Origin of the sequence: Leptospira sarikeiensis, from assembly GCF_004769615.1 — a bacterium.
Taxonomy (GTDB): domain Bacteria; phylum Spirochaetota; class Leptospiria; order Leptospirales; family Leptospiraceae; genus Leptospira_B; species Leptospira_B sarikeiensis.
The window spans coordinates 1-19,847 of the sequence record NZ_RQGF01000007.1 but is presented as its reverse complement, the minus strand read 5'-3'; the positions used below and the strand labels follow the sequence as shown (position 1 = coordinate 19,847).

General features: G+C 41.6%; 15 protein-coding genes. 11 read left to right on the top strand and 4 right to left on the bottom strand.

Annotation, left to right across the window (positions count from 1 at the left end):
- Positions 1–9: 9 nt before the first annotated feature.
- The 4 genes from EHQ64_RS01270 to EHQ64_RS01250 all read right to left on the bottom strand — a co-directional run bounded on the left by EHQ64_RS01270 (position 10) and on the right by EHQ64_RS01250 (position 7,166).
- Positions 10–3,171 carry an efflux RND transporter permease subunit gene (locus EHQ64_RS01270; RefSeq protein ID WP_135647704.1) on the bottom strand — a complete coding sequence of 1,054 codons (3,162 nt, stop codon included), beginning with the start codon at positions 3,169–3,171 and terminating at the stop codon, positions 10–12.
- 1 nt (position 3,172) lies between these two features.
- Entirely contained in the window at positions 3,173–4,192 is a 1,020-nt protein-coding gene (locus EHQ64_RS01265) for an efflux RND transporter periplasmic adaptor subunit (RefSeq protein ID WP_135647703.1), read from the bottom strand.
- Positions 4,193–5,416, bottom strand: coding sequence for a TolC family protein (locus EHQ64_RS01260; protein WP_246048501.1), 1,224 nt, complete (start codon positions 5,414–5,416; stop codon positions 4,193–4,195).
- A gap of 670 nt (positions 5,417–6,086) precedes the next feature.
- On the bottom strand, positions 6,087–7,166 hold the full coding sequence (locus tag EHQ64_RS01250) for an aminopeptidase (RefSeq protein WP_135647700.1): 1,080 nt from the start codon (positions 7,164–7,166) through the stop codon (positions 6,087–6,089).
- Here EHQ64_RS01250 and EHQ64_RS01245 point away from each other — a divergent pair.
- The 11 genes from EHQ64_RS01245 (at position 7,165) to EHQ64_RS01195 (ending at position 19,504) form a co-directional block, all read left to right on the top strand.
- Positions 7,165–8,265 (top strand): S1C family serine protease, encoded by a 1,101-nt coding sequence (locus EHQ64_RS01245; protein ID WP_135647699.1) that lies wholly within the window; start codon positions 7,165–7,167, stop codon positions 8,263–8,265. The two genes, EHQ64_RS01250 and EHQ64_RS01245, sit on opposite strands and share 2 nt — an antisense overlap.
- 25 nt (positions 8,266–8,290) lie before the next feature.
- Complete coding sequence (locus EHQ64_RS01240) at positions 8,291–9,595, top strand: pyridoxal phosphate-dependent aminotransferase (protein WP_135647698.1); 1,305 nt, start codon at positions 8,291–8,293, stop codon at positions 9,593–9,595.
- A gap of 42 nt (positions 9,596–9,637) precedes the next feature.
- The gene (gene murI / locus EHQ64_RS01235) at positions 9,638–10,381 is read left to right on the top strand and encodes a glutamate racemase (protein WP_210410799.1); all 744 of its coding nucleotides are present in this window, start codon (positions 9,638–9,640) and stop codon (positions 10,379–10,381) included.
- Between the two features lie 78 nt (positions 10,382–10,459).
- A complete protein-coding gene (gene lsa19 / locus EHQ64_RS01230) occupies positions 10,460–11,071 on the top strand; it encodes an adhesin Lsa19 (RefSeq protein ID WP_135647696.1) in 612 nt (203 codons plus the stop codon).
- A 54-nt stretch (positions 11,072–11,125) separates the two neighbouring features.
- Positions 11,126–12,163 (top strand): phosphoribosylformylglycinamidine cyclo-ligase, encoded by a 1,038-nt coding sequence (gene purM / locus EHQ64_RS01225; RefSeq protein WP_135647695.1) that lies wholly within the window; start codon positions 11,126–11,128, stop codon positions 12,161–12,163.
- Positions 12,164–12,184: 21 nt separating this feature from the next.
- Complete coding sequence (locus EHQ64_RS01220) at positions 12,185–13,441, top strand: chloride channel protein (protein ID WP_135647694.1); 1,257 nt, start codon at positions 12,185–12,187, stop codon at positions 13,439–13,441.
- Between the two features lie 71 nt (positions 13,442–13,512).
- A complete protein-coding gene (locus EHQ64_RS01215; RefSeq protein WP_135647693.1) occupies positions 13,513–15,549 on the top strand; it encodes a sensor histidine kinase in 2,037 nt (678 codons plus the stop codon).
- 37 nt (positions 15,550–15,586) lie between these two features.
- Positions 15,587–17,371: a DNA mismatch repair endonuclease MutL gene (gene mutL, locus EHQ64_RS01210; protein ID WP_135647692.1), complete on the top strand. Its 1,785-nt coding sequence runs from the start codon at positions 15,587–15,589 to the stop codon at positions 17,369–17,371.
- A gap of 2 nt (positions 17,372–17,373) precedes the next feature.
- A complete protein-coding gene (locus EHQ64_RS01205; RefSeq protein WP_135647691.1) occupies positions 17,374–17,970 on the top strand; it encodes a YqaA family protein in 597 nt (198 codons plus the stop codon).
- 45 nt (positions 17,971–18,015) lie between these two features.
- Positions 18,016–18,258, top strand: a complete 243-nt coding sequence (locus EHQ64_RS01200) for a hypothetical protein (RefSeq protein WP_135647690.1) — start codon at positions 18,016–18,018, stop codon at positions 18,256–18,258.
- Positions 18,242–19,504: a replication-associated recombination protein A gene (locus tag EHQ64_RS01195; protein WP_135647689.1), complete on the top strand. Its 1,263-nt coding sequence runs from the start codon at positions 18,242–18,244 to the stop codon at positions 19,502–19,504. Before EHQ64_RS01200 ends, EHQ64_RS01195 begins: the two co-directional genes overlap by 17 nt.
- Positions 19,505–19,847: the final 343 nt, after the last annotated feature.

Below are 19,847 nucleotides of genomic sequence, written 5' to 3'. Positions count from 1 at the left end.
CTCTCAATTTTATTTGTGAGACCTTGCAAGAGGAGATTTCGATTTTTCCACCAAATAGAATATGCAAGGCAGATAAACCAGGGTAAATATTTCCAATGTAAGACCTCCTACAATTACCGTCGCCAATGGCCGTTGTACGTCTGAACCTATTCCTGTGGCGGTCGCTGCAGGGATTAAACCGAGTAATGCAAGAAGTACTGTCATGATCCTAGGCCTGAACTGTAATTTTGCGGCTTCTAATACCGAATTTTTCAAATCAGGATGATGTCCGTCACTGAGTAAATGTAACATCCTGGAAACGAATAATACGCAGGTCATTGTAGAAATTCCGAAAAGAGAAACAAATCCAACTCCTGCCGAGACTGAAAAATTCATCCCTCTTAATTGGAGTGCAAGTATTCCTCCTGTAACCGAGATAGGAAGTCCTGCGAGACCCAATAGTGCATAACGCGGAATCCTGAAAATCGCAAATAGAAAACAGAATATGAGCCCTAGGGTTGCAGGGATCACTATTCTTAATCTTTCTCCGGCTCTAGTTAAATTTTCGAATTGGCCTCCCCAGCCTATATTGATCCCTTCGGGCAGTGTAACTTTTTCGGAAATTTTCTGTTTCGCTTCTTGGACGAAACTTCCCTGGTCCCTTCCTCTAATATTGGTGCGCACAGAGATCTGCCTTTTTCCATCCTGTCTTTGGATGATCGTGGGGCCGTCTTTTAATTCTATTGTTGCGAGTTCTGAAAGCGGTATCCTTCCTCCACTAGGAGAACTGACTAAAAGATTTTTGACCGATTCTAAAGAAGATCGGAAGTCCGTGGTATATCTTACTACTATATCGAATCTTCTCGGGCCATCATAAAGTTCCCCCACTTCTTTGCCACCGATCGCAGCTTCCACTGTATCTAGGATATCCGAAGCGTTGATCCCGTATCTTGCGGAGTTTTTTCGGTTCACTTCTATGGAGAGTTGTGCTTGATCTCTTTCCTGTTCTATCCCGGATTCTGTAGCTCCGTGAATTTCTCGAATGATCTCCAAGATCTCGTCCGCGGTTTTTCTAAGTTCCTTAAGATCTTCTCCATTTAAAAAGATCGCAAGATCAGAAACACTCCCAGTAACCGATTCGGTAACATTATCTAAGATCGGTTGAGAAAAAAGAAGTTGTACTCCGGGAAGAATATCTTGCAGATCTTTTTTGATCCTTCTTAAAAGTTCCGCCTTGGGAATTTTTTCCTTCCAAAGCTCGTAGTCTTTTAGGCCTACAAGAATTTCTAAACGATTCGGTCCATAGGGATCCGTTCCTTCGTCATTTCTTCCTAATTGGGTCAATACAACTGAGATCTGTTCGTGCTTTAATAAAGATTCCTTAATGGATGGGATGTATTTTTCAGCACCTCTTATATGCATACCCACAGGGAAAAAACATCTTACATTGATCGCTCCTTCGTCCAACTCCGGTAGGAACTCCGTCCCCAATCTGACAAAACCTATAGTAAAGGTGAATAATACGATCCCGAGGGAATATCCTACGGTTTTTCCGGGGGACTTTAAAGCGAAGTTTATAACTGTATCATAAAGTTTTAATAGTCTTTCTAAGACCGGGTTTTTCCATTCTAAGGGAATGTCGGAATAGGATCCCATTTTAGATCTATAAAGCAAGGCCATTAGCACTGGAATTACGGTAAGTGTTAGTAGTAGGCTTCCTAATATAGCATATGAAAGAGTGAATGCCATAGGAGAGAATAATTTTCCTTCTATCCTTTGGAAAGTGAAGATAGGAAGATATGCGAATATGATGATCGTGATCGAAAAGAAGATCTCTTTTCCGACTTCGGTGGCGGATGTTTTTGTAAGATCTAAAATTTCCGCAAACCCGGCCCCGGCCCGATGAGTTTTTCTATGATCCGAATATTTTCTAAAAATATTCTCCACCATGACCACGGCCCCGTCGACTATGATCCCGAAATCGATCGCTCCCAAAGAGAGCAGGTTGGCTGGGATCCCTGTCAGTTTCATCATCGTAAATCCGAATAACAAAGAGATAGGGATCGTGCAGGCTACCACGAGAGCGGATCTTAAACTTCCGAGGAAAAAAATGAGAACGAGGGTAACTATACTAACACCCTCGAATAAAGTGTGATATACGGTGCGGATCGTATAATCTACTAACTCGGTCCGATCGTAAGTCGCTACTATCTTAACTTCTTTAGGAAGGAGATGTTTATTGATAAAGTCGATCCTATCTCGGACCCTTTCGATAACTTCGGAAGGGTTTTCTCCTCTTCTCATCGCGATCAGACCTTGGATGCCTGAATTTCTGGCCTTGATCTCTCCGGTAATCGGATTTCGAAGACTATAGCTGAAGATCCCGTCCGGATATCTGGGATATTCTTCCACTGAGGCAAGATTACTGATATAAATCGGAGTTCCACCAACCGCAGTGACCACTATATTCTCTATATCTTCTTTAGTTTGGATAGCACCTAACCCGCGTACTACGAAACCTTGTTCTCCTCTCGTGAGTATATTTCCGCCTGTGTTCCGATTATTATTTTTAACAGCTTCCATCAGATCGGAAAGAGAAAGATGATATCTATACAATCTATTAGGAGAGGTGATGATATGGATCTGCTTTTCAAGACCGCCGAAATTTACTATATCCGCGACACCCGGAACCTGTCTTAGGGAAGGGATGATCACCCAATCCTGTAATGTTCGGAGCTCCATAGGTGTCCATTCCGGATCCGCTTCTATGGTATAACGAAAAATTTCTCCCACAGGTCCGGTCAAGGGTGCAAGACTTACTTCCGCTTCTTCCGGCAATTCCACATTATTCAATCTTTCTAAAACGAGTTGTCTCGCAGTAAAATCAGAGATCCCATCTTCGAATACGAATTGTAAAACGCTTAACCCGAAAATTGTTTTAGATCTTCTGGTAAGAACATACGGTACAGAATTTAATCCTCTTTCCAAAGGAAGAGTAATCCTTCTTTCCACTTCTAATGCGGCTTTTCCGGGTAGAAGTGCTATAACACTCACTTGAGTGTCTCCCACATCCGGATATGCTTCTTTTTTTAGATCGGACCAGGACCAAAGCCCGAAGCCTAAAATGGAAATAGCAAGTGTTATACTAGGGATCCTATTTTCCAAACAAAAGGAGATGAGTTTATCTACCATTTTAGAATCCGAAACTTAAACCTTTTAAAAGAAAGGCCCCGTTTATGATGACGTTATCTCCTGTTTGGAGACCTCCGTTAATGATCGTTCTGTCTTCTCCCGAAGTGCCTAGTACGACCTGCCTTCTTTTGAATACTCCTGGTTCTTCCTGGATGAAAACGTAACTTTTTTCGTCTACAGTGACTATGGAATTATTCGGTAATACTATGACGGAAGTCCTTGGATCGCCGAAATCCACTCTGGCATACATTCCGGGAAGGATTTTGTCTTTGGGATTTCTGATGGTGACCCGAACTTTAACAGTTCTTAATATAGGATCCACTACTTCTCCCACAGCTTCCGCCTCTCCCAAAAATATTTTTCCGGGAAAAGAGGAGAATTGGATCCGCACTTCTTCACCTTTTTGAACTTCGCTTAATTGTGATTCAGGCACATCGCATATAAGCCAAAGAGAAGAACCCGTAACAGAATCCAATTCTTTTGGATTAAAACCGATGGTCCTAAGTTTTGATTCCGCTTCCGCACTTTCCGATTTGGCGATCGCAAAATTCGATTCTGCTTCGGCGACTTCTCTTCCTGTAGCCGCTTGATTTGCATACATATCTCTGACTCGACTCAGATCCTTTAATGCTTTAGAAGTTACTGCTCTCCCTCTTTTGTATTCCGCATAGATTTGGGTGGTTTCTCCGGAATCGAAAAGAATGATCTTTTCTCCCGAGTTTACTGAAGTATTGATACTTGCGATCACCCTTGCAGGAGCAAGAACCGAAAAAGAAGCGTTGCCGATCCCTACTTTTACTGTTTCGAATTTTGCGAGTGCAGGAGAATCAGATGGGAATTCTATATGTTGCCCGTTTTCGGTAACTTTGGGACTTCTGTCCTTTTCTTCCTTCCAGACTTGTTTCTGCTTATGGGAAGAATACCATGAGTTCAGCCAAAATCCGAATATTATAAAAATGAGAATAAGGAGCCATCTCTTAGGTCTTCCTTTCAGGTAACGTTCGTACATAGAAGAAATCATCTATTTGTCCGCTCCTAAGATCGTTTTTCCGATGCTACTATTCAATATCTCTAAAGATTCCATCAGGTCTGAGTTTAAACGTATAGCTTTCACTATACTATCGCTGTATGATTCATAAAAATCAGCAAATTGTAAAATTGTAATGTACTTTTTTCTATAATTTTCTATCATTAGATTGGCTAAATTTTTATAATCCTGTGTGAAATAATTCCTATACTCACCGAATACTCTCTCTTTTTCCTTAAGCTTTGCTATTGCTGCTTTTACTTCCGTTTTTACACTCAATCGTTTTTCTTCGTACGCGGCTTTTTTGGAAGCCAAGGCCATTTCCGAGGTTTTTATATTCCCCTGGTTCCTATCGAATACTGGAAGGGTAGTGGATACAGTGACTCCATAATAATTCTGTATATAATTTCCCGCTCTATCCCAGCTTCCGCCTAGAGCGATATCCGGAATGGCCATTGCTTTTTGTAAGGAAAGATTGGTCTGTTCTGCTTTGACTGCAAATTCCATACTTCTCAGGTCAGGTCTCCATTCCATTGCATTATTGATGAGCTCATTTTGGTCCAACCCGGGAGTAAGGGGAGTATATTCACTATTTGGAATATAAGCTGGGGAGATTTCCGAATCTATGAAACTTGGCTCGTTAAGTAATACTCGAAGGGAAGCTTCTTTGTCTAAGATATCCTTTACTAATTCCGAACGATCGGTTTCTAAGCGAAAAAGGATTGCCTTTAAGCGTAAAACCTCGGAAAGAAGTAACTCTCTGCTTTTGTAGACTTTTTCTGCACCTACTATAGTGGTTCTTACCTGTGGAATACTTTCATCGTAAAATTCTAAAGCCTTCTTGGAAAAATATAATCCGTAAAAGGTAGATCTAAGCTCCAATCTTAAGGACCTAAGAGTGTCGTAAAATAACTGTTCTGCAATTTCCTGATTCCATTTAGAGAGGCGGATCCTCTTATCCCGTTTGCCGGCTAGAAGGAATAACTGTTGGACTTGGATCGCGGTTTGCCCATGTCTTGTGGTATCTAAATAAACTCCGGTATTTTGATTATAGACGTTTTGGTCCAAAAACACAGAAGGATTGTCCCAAAGCCCTGCCTGTAATACGGCCCCTTTTCTGGATTCCACGTCCAGCCTGGAGGCGAGAAGAGATAGATTATTCTTTAAGAACAATTCCTCCGCCTCCTTTAAACTTATGGATTTAACGTTAGGAACCACTGTCTCAGCCTCCGGATCTGGGGGATCTGCCTCCAGAGATAGACAGAATACGGTTAAATATAATAGAATGAGAACGCGCTTTTTTATGAATATATATGAGTACATACTGGAATACTCCCTATGTAATTTTAGGATCCGATCCGAATATTTTAATAAATGTTAATATTTAAATCGGCAAGGGAGGAGGCAGATCTGTGAGCAAATTCGACAAAACGAATTGAGATCCGCAGGAAAGTTGCTTTTTTGAGGTTTGAGTAAAGAACTTGAATATTAGAAAATCGGAAGTCTCATTAGATGGATCGTATTCCGAGGAATCAGACATCCAACTCGAGTAGATTCCTTCCTCATCCATATCCGCTTTATGAGTCCATTTTTGTAGGGTCTTATGTATTCTTTGTTTGATCTGATATCCGGTTTCCGGACTACTAGGGAGGGAGTAATAGGAGAAGGAGAACTGGAATAAAAAAATAGGAAGAATAAGATAAGGATACCTTTTGATTTTTCCTAGACCAGACATTCGAATGAAAGTATCCTATTCGTATTTGATTTGAAAAGTATAAAACGATCCGAATTTTTCCAATTTTAAAAAAGAGATACTTTTAGAAAGCAGATACAATCGTTTTTCGATCTGAAAGATCTATCCCTTAAGGTTTTGTATTATAGAAGAGACTTAATTTTTTTCATCCAATAATACTTTCCTCTCTTCCGGAGTTTTTTCGATGAGTTTTTTCATCTCTTCATGGAATTTGGAAAAGTTCCCGCCGGATTCTTGAAATTTCTTTTTGAAATAAGTAGTTCCGGAATTATATCTAAGCATTCCTATAAAATCCTCGTTATTCCAATCTTTTTCCGAAAGTTTTTTACCATTGATCTTGGTCCATTTGGAATCGATTAAATTCTTTTTGAAGTCGGATAAGATCTCGGTTTTTCTGGATAATAACTCTTCGTCTGTTCCTCTTTTTTCGTAAGAGGCTTTTAGAAGATTTGCTGTCTTTAGTATTAAATTTTTATAATCAGAAATTTCTTTATCGGATCTTTTCCTTTCTTCTAATAATTTTGGGCCACCGATCTTTAATAAGTATGCTTCCGAGCCTTCATCCTCTACGAAGCTCGCATAACTCTCATTAAACAAAGTATCTCCCGGAAAATACACTGTTGCATGGGCCATTTCGTGGATCACTATGGAAGAAAGATCTCCCGGATCTTCATATAATTGAGAAGAGAATAATGGATCTTCGAACCAACCCAATGTGGAATATCCTGCCGTGACCCGTATTCTAGTGTCGAAACCTTGATCCTTTAGATTTTTTTCCTCTTCTTTTGCTTTTTCTAAAGAGAAATAACCTTTGTATGGGACTCTTCCTGCAATAGGGAACCACCAGGTGTAAGATTCGAACTTAAGAGGATGACAGGCGCTTACATGCCAGCCGATTGCTGGGCGATCCAATTGAACGAAACTTTTAAATCCTCCTTTTGGAGAAAGTGAAAGTTCTTGGACCCCGAATTCTCTGATCTTCTCCACTTGGATCAGTTTTTGTTTGGTAGCTTCCGAGATTTCCGGATCTTGAAGAACTTCGCCGATCGGTCTTCTTTGTAGGAGGATTTTTGCCTGCTCCTTTCCCAAATGATAAAGGTAAGGAATACAACCTTGCCCCGAAAAAAAGATAAAAAACAAAATAGGGATCCCGGAAAAGAATCCGAGTCGACGATTCTTTCTGTACGAAGGAGAATGGGTTGAGTCTGGTTGCATGAAAATTCGTCTTCCTAAAATCGTTTGGGTAAATATCGGACTTTTGGTTTTATTCCTATTCGTCCTAATTCTTCCTGGAGAAGGAGGTTTGTCCTCCTTTTTCCGGGGCGGAAAACCTCTTGGATATTCCGATCAAAGAGCCGGTATCCAATTACAGAATGCATTTCGAAATGTATATAATTCTGTAAAAGATTCTGTGGTTTCCATTCGAACCAAAAAAACCGAGGCGATTACAAGCCCGTACCAATACTTCGATTATCGAACCGAAAAACTTTCCTCTTTCGGAAGTGGATTTTTGATCCATGAGAAGGGTTATGTGGTCACAAATTTTCATGTGATCTCGGACGCAGAAAGTATAGAAGTGATCGCTTCCGATGGAAGTGTATACCCTGCAAAATTTGTAGGAAGTCATGAAAGAGCGGACATTGCACTTTTAAAGATCAAGGAAGGGAGCGGGCTCAAACCTGTTTCTTTCGGAGACTCTGACAAGATAGAAGTGGGAGATTGGGCGATCGCGATCGGTTCTCCTTTCGGTCTGGAAAGATCTTTCTCAGTCGGAGTGGTTTCCGCAAAATATAGGGAAGATCTGGACGAGACTGGCCAAACCCATATCCAGACTGATAGTATGATCAACCCAGGTTCCAGCGGCGGACCTCTATTAAATATTTATGGAGAAGTGATCGGGATCAATCGTCTGATTCGAAGCGATTCAGGTAGGAACACAGGTATCGGTTTTGCGATCCCCATGAATTATGCCAAAAAGATCATCCAGCTCATTGAGGAAAATAAGGGAAGAATTATCCGTCCTGCCACCCTCGGAGTCATGGCAACAGTTCCTTTACCGGACCATCGTAAAGCATTAGGAATTCCTACAGACTGGAAAGGAGTCTTGGTTTACGATATGGATGCAGGTTCTTCCGCAGAAAGTTCCGGACTGAAACGATATGATTTCATTATGGAAGCAAACGGGGTCCAAGTTAAAAATATTAATGATCTGAGGGAACAGGTCGGAATAGTAGGACTAGGCGGTAGGTTAAAACTCAGAATTTACAGAGAGAAAAACCTGGAAGAACTTACCGTTCGACTGATACAGAAATAGTTTTCTGCAAGCATAAGGCTAGAGCATGAGAAGAAATATCGTTCATAGCGGAGCGGACGCTCTTATTTATGAGATCCGCCAGATCGTAGGGGTTGCTAAAAAATTAGAAGCACTCGGGGTTCCGATCACGTACGAGAATATCGGAGATCCGATCCAAAAAGGCGAAAAAGTCGCGCCTTGGTTAAAGAAGATCGTTTCCGATCTAGTATTGGAAGATAAATCCTGGGCCTATACAGCCACTCAAGGATTCGAAAAAACAAGGACCTTCCTCGCAGGAAAAGTGAACGAAAGAGGCGGGGCCCAGATCACAGCAGATGATATTTTATTTTTCAACGGGCTCGGAGATGCTGTCGCTAAAATTTTCGGATTTTTAAGAAGAGAAGCAAGGGTCATAGGACCAAGCCCTGCATATTCCACTCTATCTTCTGCGGAAGCTGCTCACTCTGGTTATGAGCATATGACTTATAATCTAAATCCGGAGCAGGGATGGATGCCTGATTTGGAAGACATAGAGAATAAGGTCAAATACAACGATTCCATCGCAGGGATTCTACTTATCAATCCGGACAATCCTACTGGCGCAGTATATGATAAAAATGTAATGCGTGAGATCGTTAAGATCGCAGAGAAATACGATGTAATGCTTATCTGCGACGAGACCTATGCTCATGTTAATTATTCAGAGACTGGTACAATCCATCTTTCCGAAGTGATCGGAAATAAGGTGCCTGGAATGGCACTTCGTTCCGTTTCCAAGGAATTTCCTTGGCCGGGTGGAAGATGCGGTTGGCTCGAGATATTCAATAAGGATAAGGATCCTGTTTTTGCACGTTATGCAAAATCTCTTCTGGACGCTAAAATGTTGGAAGTATGTTCTACTACTCTTCCTCAGATGGCGATCCCTGAAGTGTATTCCCATCCTCAGTTTTTGCCTCATTTAAAAGAAAGAAATGAGAAGTTCAAGAAAAAGGCAAAACTTGGAACGGAAGCCTTTAAGGGTCTAAAGGGAGTCACTGTAGTAGAACCTAAGGGAGCATTTTATTTAACTGTAGCCTTTGATAAGGGAGTTTTAAACGATAAGATGACTCTTCCTATCTCTAATTCCAAGGCGGAAGAATTTATTAAACCTCTACTCGGGAATTGTGCTCCGGATAGAAGGTTCGTTTATTATCTTCTGGCTTCTACAGGGATCTGTGTGGTTCCACTTTCTTCTTTCTGTACTGATCGGGACGGCTTTAGGGTCACACTTTTGGAAGAAGACGAAGAGAAATTCCTTTGGATCTACAACACTTTAAGAAAGAGTATAGAAGATTATACTAAGTCCGCCTAGGATATGAATGGCAATCAGAATAGAGTTCCTAAAATCGGAGTAATGGATTCCGGAATGGGGGGGCTCTCCGTTCTAAAAGAGTTGCTGGAGCTTCCATATTCTGCAGATTTTTTATATTACGGAGATCTTGCTCATGCTCCCTATGGAGAGAAGAAGACCTTCGAGGTGTTGGAACTCACACGGAATGTTTGTAATTTCCTTCTAAAAGAAGAAGTGGATGCAATCCTTCTTGCTTGTAATACTGCAACCTCAGCTTCTGCATCTAAATTAAGAGAAGAACTCTCCGTTCCGGTCTTTGGAATGGAGCCTGCGATCAAGCCTGCACTTCTTGCTCATCCTGGAGAAAAGATCGCGTTACTTGCAACCTCTGTTACTCATAGAGAAGAAAAATTGCAGGAACTAAAATCTGAATTAGACGCCTCGGAAAGGGTAGTTCATCTGAATTGTGACGGACTCGCGAGCCTTGTGGATGCCGGAAAATCGCAAGAAGCAAAACTTCTTCTGAAAAACATATTAGAAATCCCGAAACAACAGGGGATTAAGGCCTTAGTTTTGGGATGCACGCATTACGTATTCTTGAAAAACGAAATTAAGGAACTATATCCGGAGGCCATTCTGCACGACGGGAACCAGGGGACCGTCCGCCATTTAGTCAGATCCTTACATTTGGAAGAGAAGCCGGGGCATCCTACACATACATTGTATTTTTCATCCGAAACAAATGGAGAAAAAACGGCAAGCTTCGCCCATAAATTGCTTACCTTCGGGTTTGCGGAACCTACCTAAAATAGGTAAGAATTTTTTTCCAAAAAACTATTTTTTAGTTCCCGGACTAGACGCTTTCGATTACGTTTATGAATCCGTATGAACTCTATATCCTTACAAAAGTTAGTTCTAATTGTATTAATCCCGAATCTTTTATTCTTCTGCAAACCTAAAGAGGAAGAAACTACGGATGCAATCGTATCGTTTATCGTAGGTAAGGCTACTGCAGAGAAAGCAGGGGCCGTTTTAAAGGCAAATGATCGAGTAATCGAATCTGAAATTGTAAAAACGGATCAAGATGCTACCTTGGATTTAACTACTACTTTAGGGACAGTTCGTCTCTTGGGTGGTTCCGAAGCTTCTATCGCGGCATTAAGAGCGGATCAGAATTATATTAAGATCAATTCCGGTAATATTCTCGTTAAGGTTGCCAAACTTAAGAAGAATGAGTCCATCTCCATTGACACTCCTACGGTAGTAGCCGCAGTTCGTGGGACCCAATTTTGGGGGCAGGTTAATCCTGCGAATGAAACCGGAACCTTTGCAGTAAGAGAGGGAAGTGTTCAGATCACCAGAAAAGACGATGAAGCAAGAGTGCTTGTTAAAGCGGGAGAAGCTGTGGATCTGGGACCTGGAATTAAGGCCTTAAAGGTCCGTCCTGCAGCCCAGGGAGAACTCGCTGCAATGGAACAAATCGATAAAATGAAATAGCTTTTTTTCTGTGCATTAGACCCGATCGGAGAATTCTGTTCTTAAATCGGGCCTATGCAAGAAAACATCAGTTATAAATCCGCCGGAGTCGATACGGAAGCCGGACAAGAATTCGTTCAAAAGATCAAACAAAACGTGGAGTCCACTCATGGCCCTAGAGTTCTAGGTGGCTTGGGAGGATTCTCTGGTGCCTTCGACGTTTCCTTCCTTAAAAATTACAAAAACCCGGTTTTACTCAGCGGCACCGATGGTGTCGGAACTAAGATAGAACTTGCACGTTTATTTAATATTCACGATACGATCGGGATCGATTTGGTAGCGATGTGTGTGAATGATATTTTAGTCTCGGGAGGAGAGCCTCTTTTCTTCCTGGATTATATTGCCTGCGGTAAATTGATCCCGGAAAGAATGGAAAGGATCGTAGCAGGGATCGTAAAAGGTTGCAAACTTTCCGGAGCCGCTTTACTCGGAGGAGAAACCGCAGAACATCCTGGCACAATGCATCCAGACGAATACGATTTAGGCGGTTTCGTAGTCGGAGCGGTAGAAAAAGAAGATCATATAGATGGATCCAAGATCAAAGCTGGGGATATCGTTTTAGGTTTGGAATCTTCCGGCCCTCATAGTAACGGATTTTCTTTGATCCGAAAATTATATTTGGAAGAAGGAAGAAAACTTCCCGCAAATCCTGAGTTAGTCGAGTTCTTGAAAGAATTCGCTTTTCGTCCGACTCGTATCTATGTTCAGAGTATACTAAATCTGATCAAGAAAGTGGAAGTAAAAGGAATGGTTCATATCACGGGAGGAGGTTTCTACGAAAACATCCCAAGAGTGTTATCAGATTCCTTAGCGATAGAGATCAAAAGAGACAAACTTCCTGAGAATCCATTTTTTGCCAGAGTCCAAAAGGATTTTCCATCCATTGGCGAAAAGGAATTGTATTCCACTTTCAATATGGGAATCGGATACATAGTCGTAATTTCTCCGGAGTCGGAAGAAGATGCGATCCGAGCATTGGAAGAAAAAGGAGAGTTAGTTCATAAGATCGGAACGGTGACTTCTCGAAATAAAGAGGCAGTTCTTTTCGTCTGATCGTTCGAATAGGTATAAAATATGGATCGGATCCAATCCTTTTTAAAAAATCCAATTTTTATAATATCTAAAAAGAATCCATTCATGCTTTCCCGCTGGAGTATCTTATACGTACTCCTCGGAATATTTGCAGGTCTATTTTCAGCATTATTCTGGAAAGTTTTGGAGTTTTTGACCAAATTCCTTTCCGAGTTTCAAGGACATTCGATTATTCTGATCATGACCTTGGCGGGTCTCCTTATTGGATTACTGATCTATTTCTTGGGAGAACCGGGAGAAATCTCATTAGTAATCGATAATATACGTTTTAGAGGAGGGAAGTTAGATCCGAAAAATAACCCTTCTATGGCGCTTTCTTCTTTACTTAGTATTTCTTCGGGAGGAAGCGCTGGCCCCGAAGCTCCTCTTGTTCAAGTAACCGGTTCTTTCGGAAGTTGGTTCGCCGAAAAATTAGGTTTAGAAGGAGAAGAGCTTAGATCCATGACCATTGCCGGGATGGCAGCAGGGTTTACTTCTTTATTCGGTTCTCCTTTGGGTGGGGCATTATTCGCGTTGGAGATCCTACAACATAGACATGTGGTGGAATATTACGAGGCACTTTTGCCTGCATTTCTTTCCAGTTGTAGTGCATATTTCGTATTCCTTTTTATGACAGATATGGGGATCGGGCCAACTTGGCAATTCCCTCAGTATATTCCGGGAGGGATCGAGGATTTTCAATACGCGATCGGTTTCGGAATGGCGGGAGCGGCCGTCGGCTGGATCTTTTATGGAATATTCAAAATAACTAAATTTTCTTTCTCTAAAATAAAATTCCCTATTTTTGTAAAAACGACTTTTGGTGGGATCCTTCTGGGTTGTATCGCATATTACGAACCTTTAACTAGATATTTCGGACATGATCAATTGAATGAGATCGTGGTGACAAAAGGAGATTGGATCTTCTTCGGGACTCTAGCCTTATTGAAGATACTCGCGATCAATATCACTGTTTCGAGCGGCTGGAGGGGAGGTATTATCATACCTTTATTTTTCGTAGGGGCGGTGGCAGGTAGATTCTTTATGGATTTCTTTCCTTCCGAGAACGAGTCCTTTTTGCTTATATGTTTAATGGCCTCGGTGAATGCCTCAGTAACCAAGACCCCGATCAGCACTACCATTCTATTAACAGGGCTCACTGGAGTTTCCAATTTTACTCCCGTTTTATTTGCTTCTTTAAGCGGTTATTTCCTTTCTCCTAAGGCACCGTTTATCAGTTCTCAGGCGGATTCAGTTTAAACTAACCCACATTAGAATGTGGATTTTCTCCTCGACGTTTTCCGGTAAAACGATAAAAGATAGTCACTTCCATGGGAATTTTCTCGAAACAAGTACTACTCGTATCGATCTTCGCGATCTTTTTTTTCCCATCCTGCACCCCTTCTCCTCATAAAGCTCCATTAGAAAATGGTGTTATAAATTGGGAAAAGTCCAGATCCCAGGGAGAATGTTTTCGGATGACCGGGGACTGGAAATTCGCATGGTTGGGAGAAGTTCCTGATAGGAGTTTACCTAAAGAGCCGGAGAAGTTCAATACAGCCTTAGTACCTGGAAGTTGGAAATCTGCAGAATGGCCATTTCATTCCGAGGGAGATTATCCTAAATACGGAAAAGCTCTCTATAGAGTGGACCTGTTCTCGGATGTTCCCGTAGAAAGCCTACATATGATCATGTTCGATCAAGGAACGAATTATAGGATCTTATTTAACGGAAAACTAATCAACGAGGTCGGAAAGGTAGGAGATCCTACTTTGGATGGGCTCGAGCTTAGAACAAGTTATTCTATTTTTCCCGCTTGGCAAGGGCTTGCTCATCTGGACGTAGAGATCTCTAATTATCAATACAGAAAAGGAGGTTTATGGAAACCTCCAGTTTTAGGAACTGCGGATTGTGTAAGTAGATATTATCTAGACAGAAGGGATTTGGAAGGGATCCTATGCGGAGGCCTATTCTTCTTAGGTTTATTCCATATTTTCGTATCTGCATTCTATAAAAAAGATTCTTCCGCTTTTATACTCGGGATATTCTCCATCACAGTAGGTTTAAGATTATATTCCACTGGGGTGAGATTATTCCCGGAACATTTTTTAGTAGGACCTGAAGTTTATCTCAGGATCGAATTCATCACTTGGTTTTTGGGAATGCCTTTGGCCCAACATTTTCTCTTAGCAGTATTCCCGGTCAATTTCGGAAAAACTTTCTTAAAACTAGGTTATATTTTTGCGGGAGTATTTACCCTAATCACATTATTTACGGGACCTGCAGTATATTCTTATCTGATCAACCCTTCCTATTTATTATTTATTTTTAATGGATCTTGTTCGCTTGTCGTTTTGATCCGCGCTGTGAAAAACCAAATGGTCGGAGCCTATATTTATCTGACAGGGTTTATTTTCTTACTCTTCTTCTTAGGTAGCGAGATATTATTCCACGCGGAAATTTTAGATTCTTGGGAATTAAGCGGGATCGGAGTAGGAGTTTTCGTTTTAGGAAATTCACTTTCTTTATCTAGCAAGATGTTGAGTGGATTTAGGGAAAGAGAGAAAATCCAAGAGATCCTAAATACGAACTTGGAAGAACTAGTCAAAAAAAGGACCAGAGAATTAGAATTTGCCAGAGATGAAGCAGAGGCCGCGAACAAGGCAAAGAGTGAATTTTTGATCAACGTGGATCACGAAGTTCGAACTCCGATGAACGGCATCATGGGGATTACTCAGATGTTATTGGATGCGGATCTAAAACCGGAACATAAGGAAATGTTGGAACTCCTCAAAAGAAGTGGGGACGCGATGATGGTGATCCTAGGTTCCATGCTGGACGCCTCTAGTTTAGAAAAAGGAACATTATTTCTTTTGAATAAACGATTCAGCCTCAAGGCTTCGATCTATGAGGCCGCAATGAGAGTGGAAGATAAGATCCGTGCAAAAAATCTGGAGTTCGGAGTAACCTTATCCGACAATCTTCCGGAAGTAGTGGAAGGGGACGAAGAGAGATTTAAGACAATGCTTCTTGTTCTCTTGGAAAATGCGGAGAAGTTCACTGCTCGAGGATTTGTGAGACTTACTGCCGAAAAGGTCCAAGAAACGCGTCTGGAATATAGGCTTCAATTTAGGGTCAAAGATTCAGGTATCGGAATTCCGGAAGATAAACTGAGTTCTATCTTCAATCCTTTCCAACAAGTGGATTCGGGAGTGACCAAACCTTTTCAAGGAGCGGGCCTTGGACTTGCACTTTGTAAGGCATTGGCCCAGAAAATGGACGGGGATATCTCGGTCCAAAGTACACCTGGTAAAGGTTCCGAGTTTATCTTGGAAATCTCACTATCCAAGCCCGAAATCCAATCTTGACATAAGATTTCCCCCTACCAATCTGGGTCCAAGAACTATGGGAAGGATCCAAGAACTCAGTCCGGAACTCATCAACCAGATCGCCGCGGGCGAAGTGATCGAATCTGCACATTCCGTCTTAAAAGAAATGATGGAAAACTCTGTCGATGCTGGGGCGGACACCATCGAGGTGGAATCCAGAGACGGAGGTTTAACTTCTCTTTTACTTTCGGACAATGGATCCGGGATTAGCGAAGAAGATATCCCACTAGCGATCAAAAGACATGCGACAAGTAAGATCCGAACACTCAAGGATCTGGAGTTAGTATCCTCTTATGGATTTAGGGGAGAGGCGCTCGCATCCATCGCATCCGTATCTAAACTTACGATTGAGACAGGAACCGGAGAGCCAACCGCTTGGAAGATCAAAGCGGAAAAAGGAGAGATCCTTTCTAAGGAAGCGATCCCGGGTTTTCAAGGCACAAAGATACTTGTAGAAGATCTTTTTTATAATACCCCAGTACGCAGAAAGTTCCTAAAATCAGTCCGATCCGAAGACAAAAAGATCCGAGACAAGGTGAGTATCCAAGCTCTCGCAAGAGAAGATATACGTTTTCGTTTTGTACAAGATCATAAAGAGATCTATAGACTTTCTCCAAAAAGTAAAAGAGAAAGGATCATAGACATATTTGGAGAAAATTTCAGGGATCACTTGTTGGAGGTCCAACTAGAAAGAAAGGGTTGGAAGGCAAAAGGTTATATCAGTGATCCTGATTTTTATAAGTCAAATCGCACCGGGCAATTTATATTCGTGAATGGAAGACCAGTAGAGATCAAATATTCTTCTCATCTATTGAAAAAATGTTATGATGAACTTATTCCTCCGAATGCGCATCCGTACTGCTTTCTGTTTTTCGAAGTAGATCCTGAGTCTATAGATGTAAACGTTCATCCTGCAAAAAAAGAGATCCGATTCTTGGATGAAGAAGGGTTTAATACATTCTTTTTGCAACTCATCCAAAAAGAGCTCAGATCCAGCACTCCAGTCAGTTTTCTGGAATTAAAAAACAGGCTCCTTCGTCCTGAACCTAAAAGAATGGAATCGACTCTGTATTCTTTTTCTTCCGCGCCTACTTCCGGAACGGAACAACAACTTTTGGGAGGAGCGCTTTATGAAGAAGTAAAACATTCTCCTTCCTTTCCTGTAGAATCCGTAGGTCCAGGATCCAGGTTAGAAGATCTTACCGATATTCCGATCAAACATTCCGAGTTCATTCCGAAAAAACATTTTGGATTATTATTCGAAACATTCATCCTCGCAGAAGGAGAAGACGGATTCTATATCATAGATCAGCATACAGCTCATGAAAGGATCCGTTACGAAGAAGTCCTAAGAAAACTAAAAAAGAAAAATTACGGCATTCAACCACTTCTCACTCCTATTCGTATCCCCGTCTCTAAACAAGAAGCGGAAGATATAAAGGATCGTATTCCTGAATACCAAGAAGTCGGCCTACAATTAGAATCATTGGGCGAAGACACAATGGTCCTAAGAGAAGTTCCGGGTTATTTTCTCCCAGGACATGAAAAAGAAATCGTTTTAGATTTTTTGAATAGAACCGGAGGCAAAGAGGTTCCCGAGCCCGAACTTTACGATCTAATGGCCAAATGTGTTGCTTGTAGATCCGCGGTAAAAAAGGGGGACCAATTGTCCGACCATCTAATCGCAGAGATGTTGAACCGTCTGAGTTATTGTGAAAATCCTTCTCGTTGTCCTCACGGAAGGCCAACTCTCGTCAAATTAACGAGAGAAGATCTAGAAAGAATGTTTCATCGCAGGTAAAATTGAAGGCAGAATCCCAAAAACTACAAGACTCGACGGAGAATTTACTCTCCTCCTTGCTCAAACAAACTCTGATCGCAAGCGTACTTTTACTTATATTCGTGCTCGTACTTGCTCGGTTCTTCAACGAGAGAGTGACACAAATCGCAGGGATCTTCTTAGATTATACAGGAGTGTATGGAGTAGGTCTCTCTATACTCGTTGCGGATTCAGTTCATGTTTTTTTTCCACCTGATACATTTTTGATCTTGGCGGTTGCTGCAAAGATGGAAGATTTTTGGGTAATCTTCTTTGCATCTCTTGGGTCTTTAGTCGCGGGAGCCTGTTCTTATGCCCAAGGAAAATATCTACTTCCAAAACTGAATACATTCACTAAGTTCATGCGCAATCATGAAGAAAAATTGGAAGTGTATGTAAAAAGGTTCGGTTTTTGGGCGGTGGTGCTTGCTGCTCTTACACCTTTACCTTATTCATGGACATCGGTTGCTGCAGGCGCAATGAAGATGAGATTCGGATTATTTTTTGCCGCAGCATTATTTAGGATCCCCCGCTTCATCATTTATTACTATCTAATAAAGGGTGGATGGATCGGGATCTGAACATTCGGATTGACTCCTTTCAAAATTATAGGTACATAAACTAAGATGCAGGACGATTCTCCCAGGCTGATCCCTAAAACCAGAAAAGAACTGATCCTAGAAAATTTGGATTGGTTCGGGCTTCCTATGCGGATCTCGGAACTCGTAGAAAATGTTTTGGACGGAAAGATCAGAGAACAATCCTTAGTATGTTGTCATAGCGCCTGCGACGTGTGCAACTCGACGATCCGCTCCTGCATTCGCAAAGTCCAAAGAGAATTGGAAGAAGAACTTGGGCAGTCTATTTGAAAAGGCCCCCCTTCCTCATAAAATAAGACCTTCTTCCTTCGATCAGGTGATCGGGCAGGAAAAGGCAAAACTTCAATTACAAAAATGGAAAGAACCGATTAGTGTTCTTCTTTACGGACCTCCAGGCACAGGCAAGTCCACAATCGCTCGTATCTTAGGAAAAACTTGGAAACTTCCATTTGTAGAATATAACGCAGTCACCACCGGTGTTGCAGATATTAAAAAACTATTGGAAAGATCCGAAAAAGAGGGAAGTATCCTCTTATTTCTGGACGAGATCCATAGATTCAGTTCTTCCCAACAAGATAGTTTATTAAAAGGTGTGGAGACAGGGAGTATCGTTTTGATCGGCGCTACTACCGAAAATCCATCCTTTAGGATCACAAGACCATTATTATCCAGATGCCAAGTTCTAAGACTTGAATCCTTAGGAGAGAATGAACTTTTAGAAATACTTTCGAGAGGGATCGATTCCTTGGATCCCAAACCGAATATTACAAAAGATGCAAGTTCTCTTCTTATTCGATATTCAGGAGGAGATGCCCGAAAACTACTCTCCAATCTAGAAGGTCTTGTTCTCTCCAAAGAAGTGGGAGCAACTATAGAGGCTTCCGACGTGGAAACTTTTTTAGAGAGTAGGGTGATCGAATACGATCAAAGCGGGGAAAGTCATTATGATGTGATCTCGGCATTCATCAAATCCGTCAGAGGAAGTGATCCGGACGCGGCACTATTTTATTTGGCTTTGATGTTGGAGGGAGGAGAAGATCCCATCTTTATCGCAAGAAGACTGATCATACTCGCTTCCGAAGATATAGGAAATGCGTCCGTTCATGGGCTACCTTTGGCCGTTGCGGGGTTGCATGCATTGGAGTCGATCGGAATGCCGGAAGGTAGGATCATTCTTGGGCAAGTTACTAGCTTTCTTGCTTCCTGTCCTAAATCCAACGCGTCTTATCTTGGGATCGGGGCTGCGATGTCTTTTGTAAAAGAAAGAGGAACAAGTTTAAAAATTCCTAATAGACTTAGAAATGCTCCTACTGCCACTCATAAAAAGGAGGGAGCGAGCCAAGGATATAAATATCCTCATGATTTCGGCGGATTTGTTCCTTTCTCCTATTTTCCGGACGATCTTTCCGATAACCCTCCTCAATTCTATAAACCAACCAAGAACGGAATGGAAGGAAAGATCAGAGAACATTTGTCTTCCATCTGGAAAAAGTTCACCGGTAAAAATTACGATTAAGAATTTTTGGCCGCCTCCTCGCGTTGCTCGGACCGGGCTACTACGGGTTCGCGTTCCGCTCATCCGGGCAAGCCCGGACTAAAGCCCTTCGTATCCCTGGCGGTTCACTAACTTCTTCCAAAACCTCTGCGTCTCCGCGCCTCTTAAGTGAAAATCGTAATTATTTCTCACGCGAAGCCGCGAAGGGAAAAAGATTCTTCTTTATTATATTCTCAATTTTCGTTTTGATTAAATAAATTTTTTCCTTTTAGATAATGATCTTCTTATTCTTCGCGCCTTTGCGTGCCGTGTTTCTAAGTATAGAATAATGGTTGCGAAAAACCAAAGATATGTGATTTAAATT

Bases quoted from the DNA above. Each gene is read 5' to 3' on its own strand.
- EHQ64_RS01270 (WP_135647704.1), bottom strand. From the start codon at position 3,171: ATGGTAGATAAACTCATCTCCTTTTGTTTGGAAAATAGGATCCCTAGT.
- mutL (WP_135647692.1), top strand. From the start codon at position 15,587: ATGGGAAGGATCCAAGAACTCAGTCCGGAACTCATCAACCAGATCGCC.
- EHQ64_RS01215 (WP_135647693.1), top strand. From the start codon at position 13,513: ATGGGAATTTTCTCGAAACAAGTACTACTCGTATCGATCTTCGCGATC.
- EHQ64_RS01265 (WP_135647703.1), bottom strand. From the start codon at position 4,192: ATGATTTCTTCTATGTACGAACGTTACCTGAAAGGAAGACCTAAGAGA.
- lsa19 (WP_135647696.1), top strand. From the start codon at position 10,460: ATGAACTCTATATCCTTACAAAAGTTAGTTCTAATTGTATTAATCCCG.
- EHQ64_RS01200 (WP_135647690.1), top strand. From the start codon at position 18,016: ATGCAGGACGATTCTCCCAGGCTGATCCCTAAAACCAGAAAAGAACTG.
- EHQ64_RS01250 (WP_135647700.1), bottom strand. From the start codon at position 7,166: ATGCAACCAGACTCAACCCATTCTCCTTCGTACAGAAAGAATCGTCGA.
- EHQ64_RS01240 (WP_135647698.1), top strand. From the start codon at position 8,291: ATGAGAAGAAATATCGTTCATAGCGGAGCGGACGCTCTTATTTATGAG.
- murI (WP_210410799.1), top strand. From the start codon at position 9,638: ATGGATTCCGGAATGGGGGGGCTCTCCGTTCTAAAAGAGTTGCTGGAG.
- EHQ64_RS01220 (WP_135647694.1), top strand. From the start codon at position 12,185: ATGGATCGGATCCAATCCTTTTTAAAAAATCCAATTTTTATAATATCT.
- purM (WP_135647695.1), top strand. From the start codon at position 11,126: ATGCAAGAAAACATCAGTTATAAATCCGCCGGAGTCGATACGGAAGCC.
- EHQ64_RS01245 (WP_135647699.1), top strand. From the start codon at position 7,165: ATGAAAATTCGTCTTCCTAAAATCGTTTGGGTAAATATCGGACTTTTG.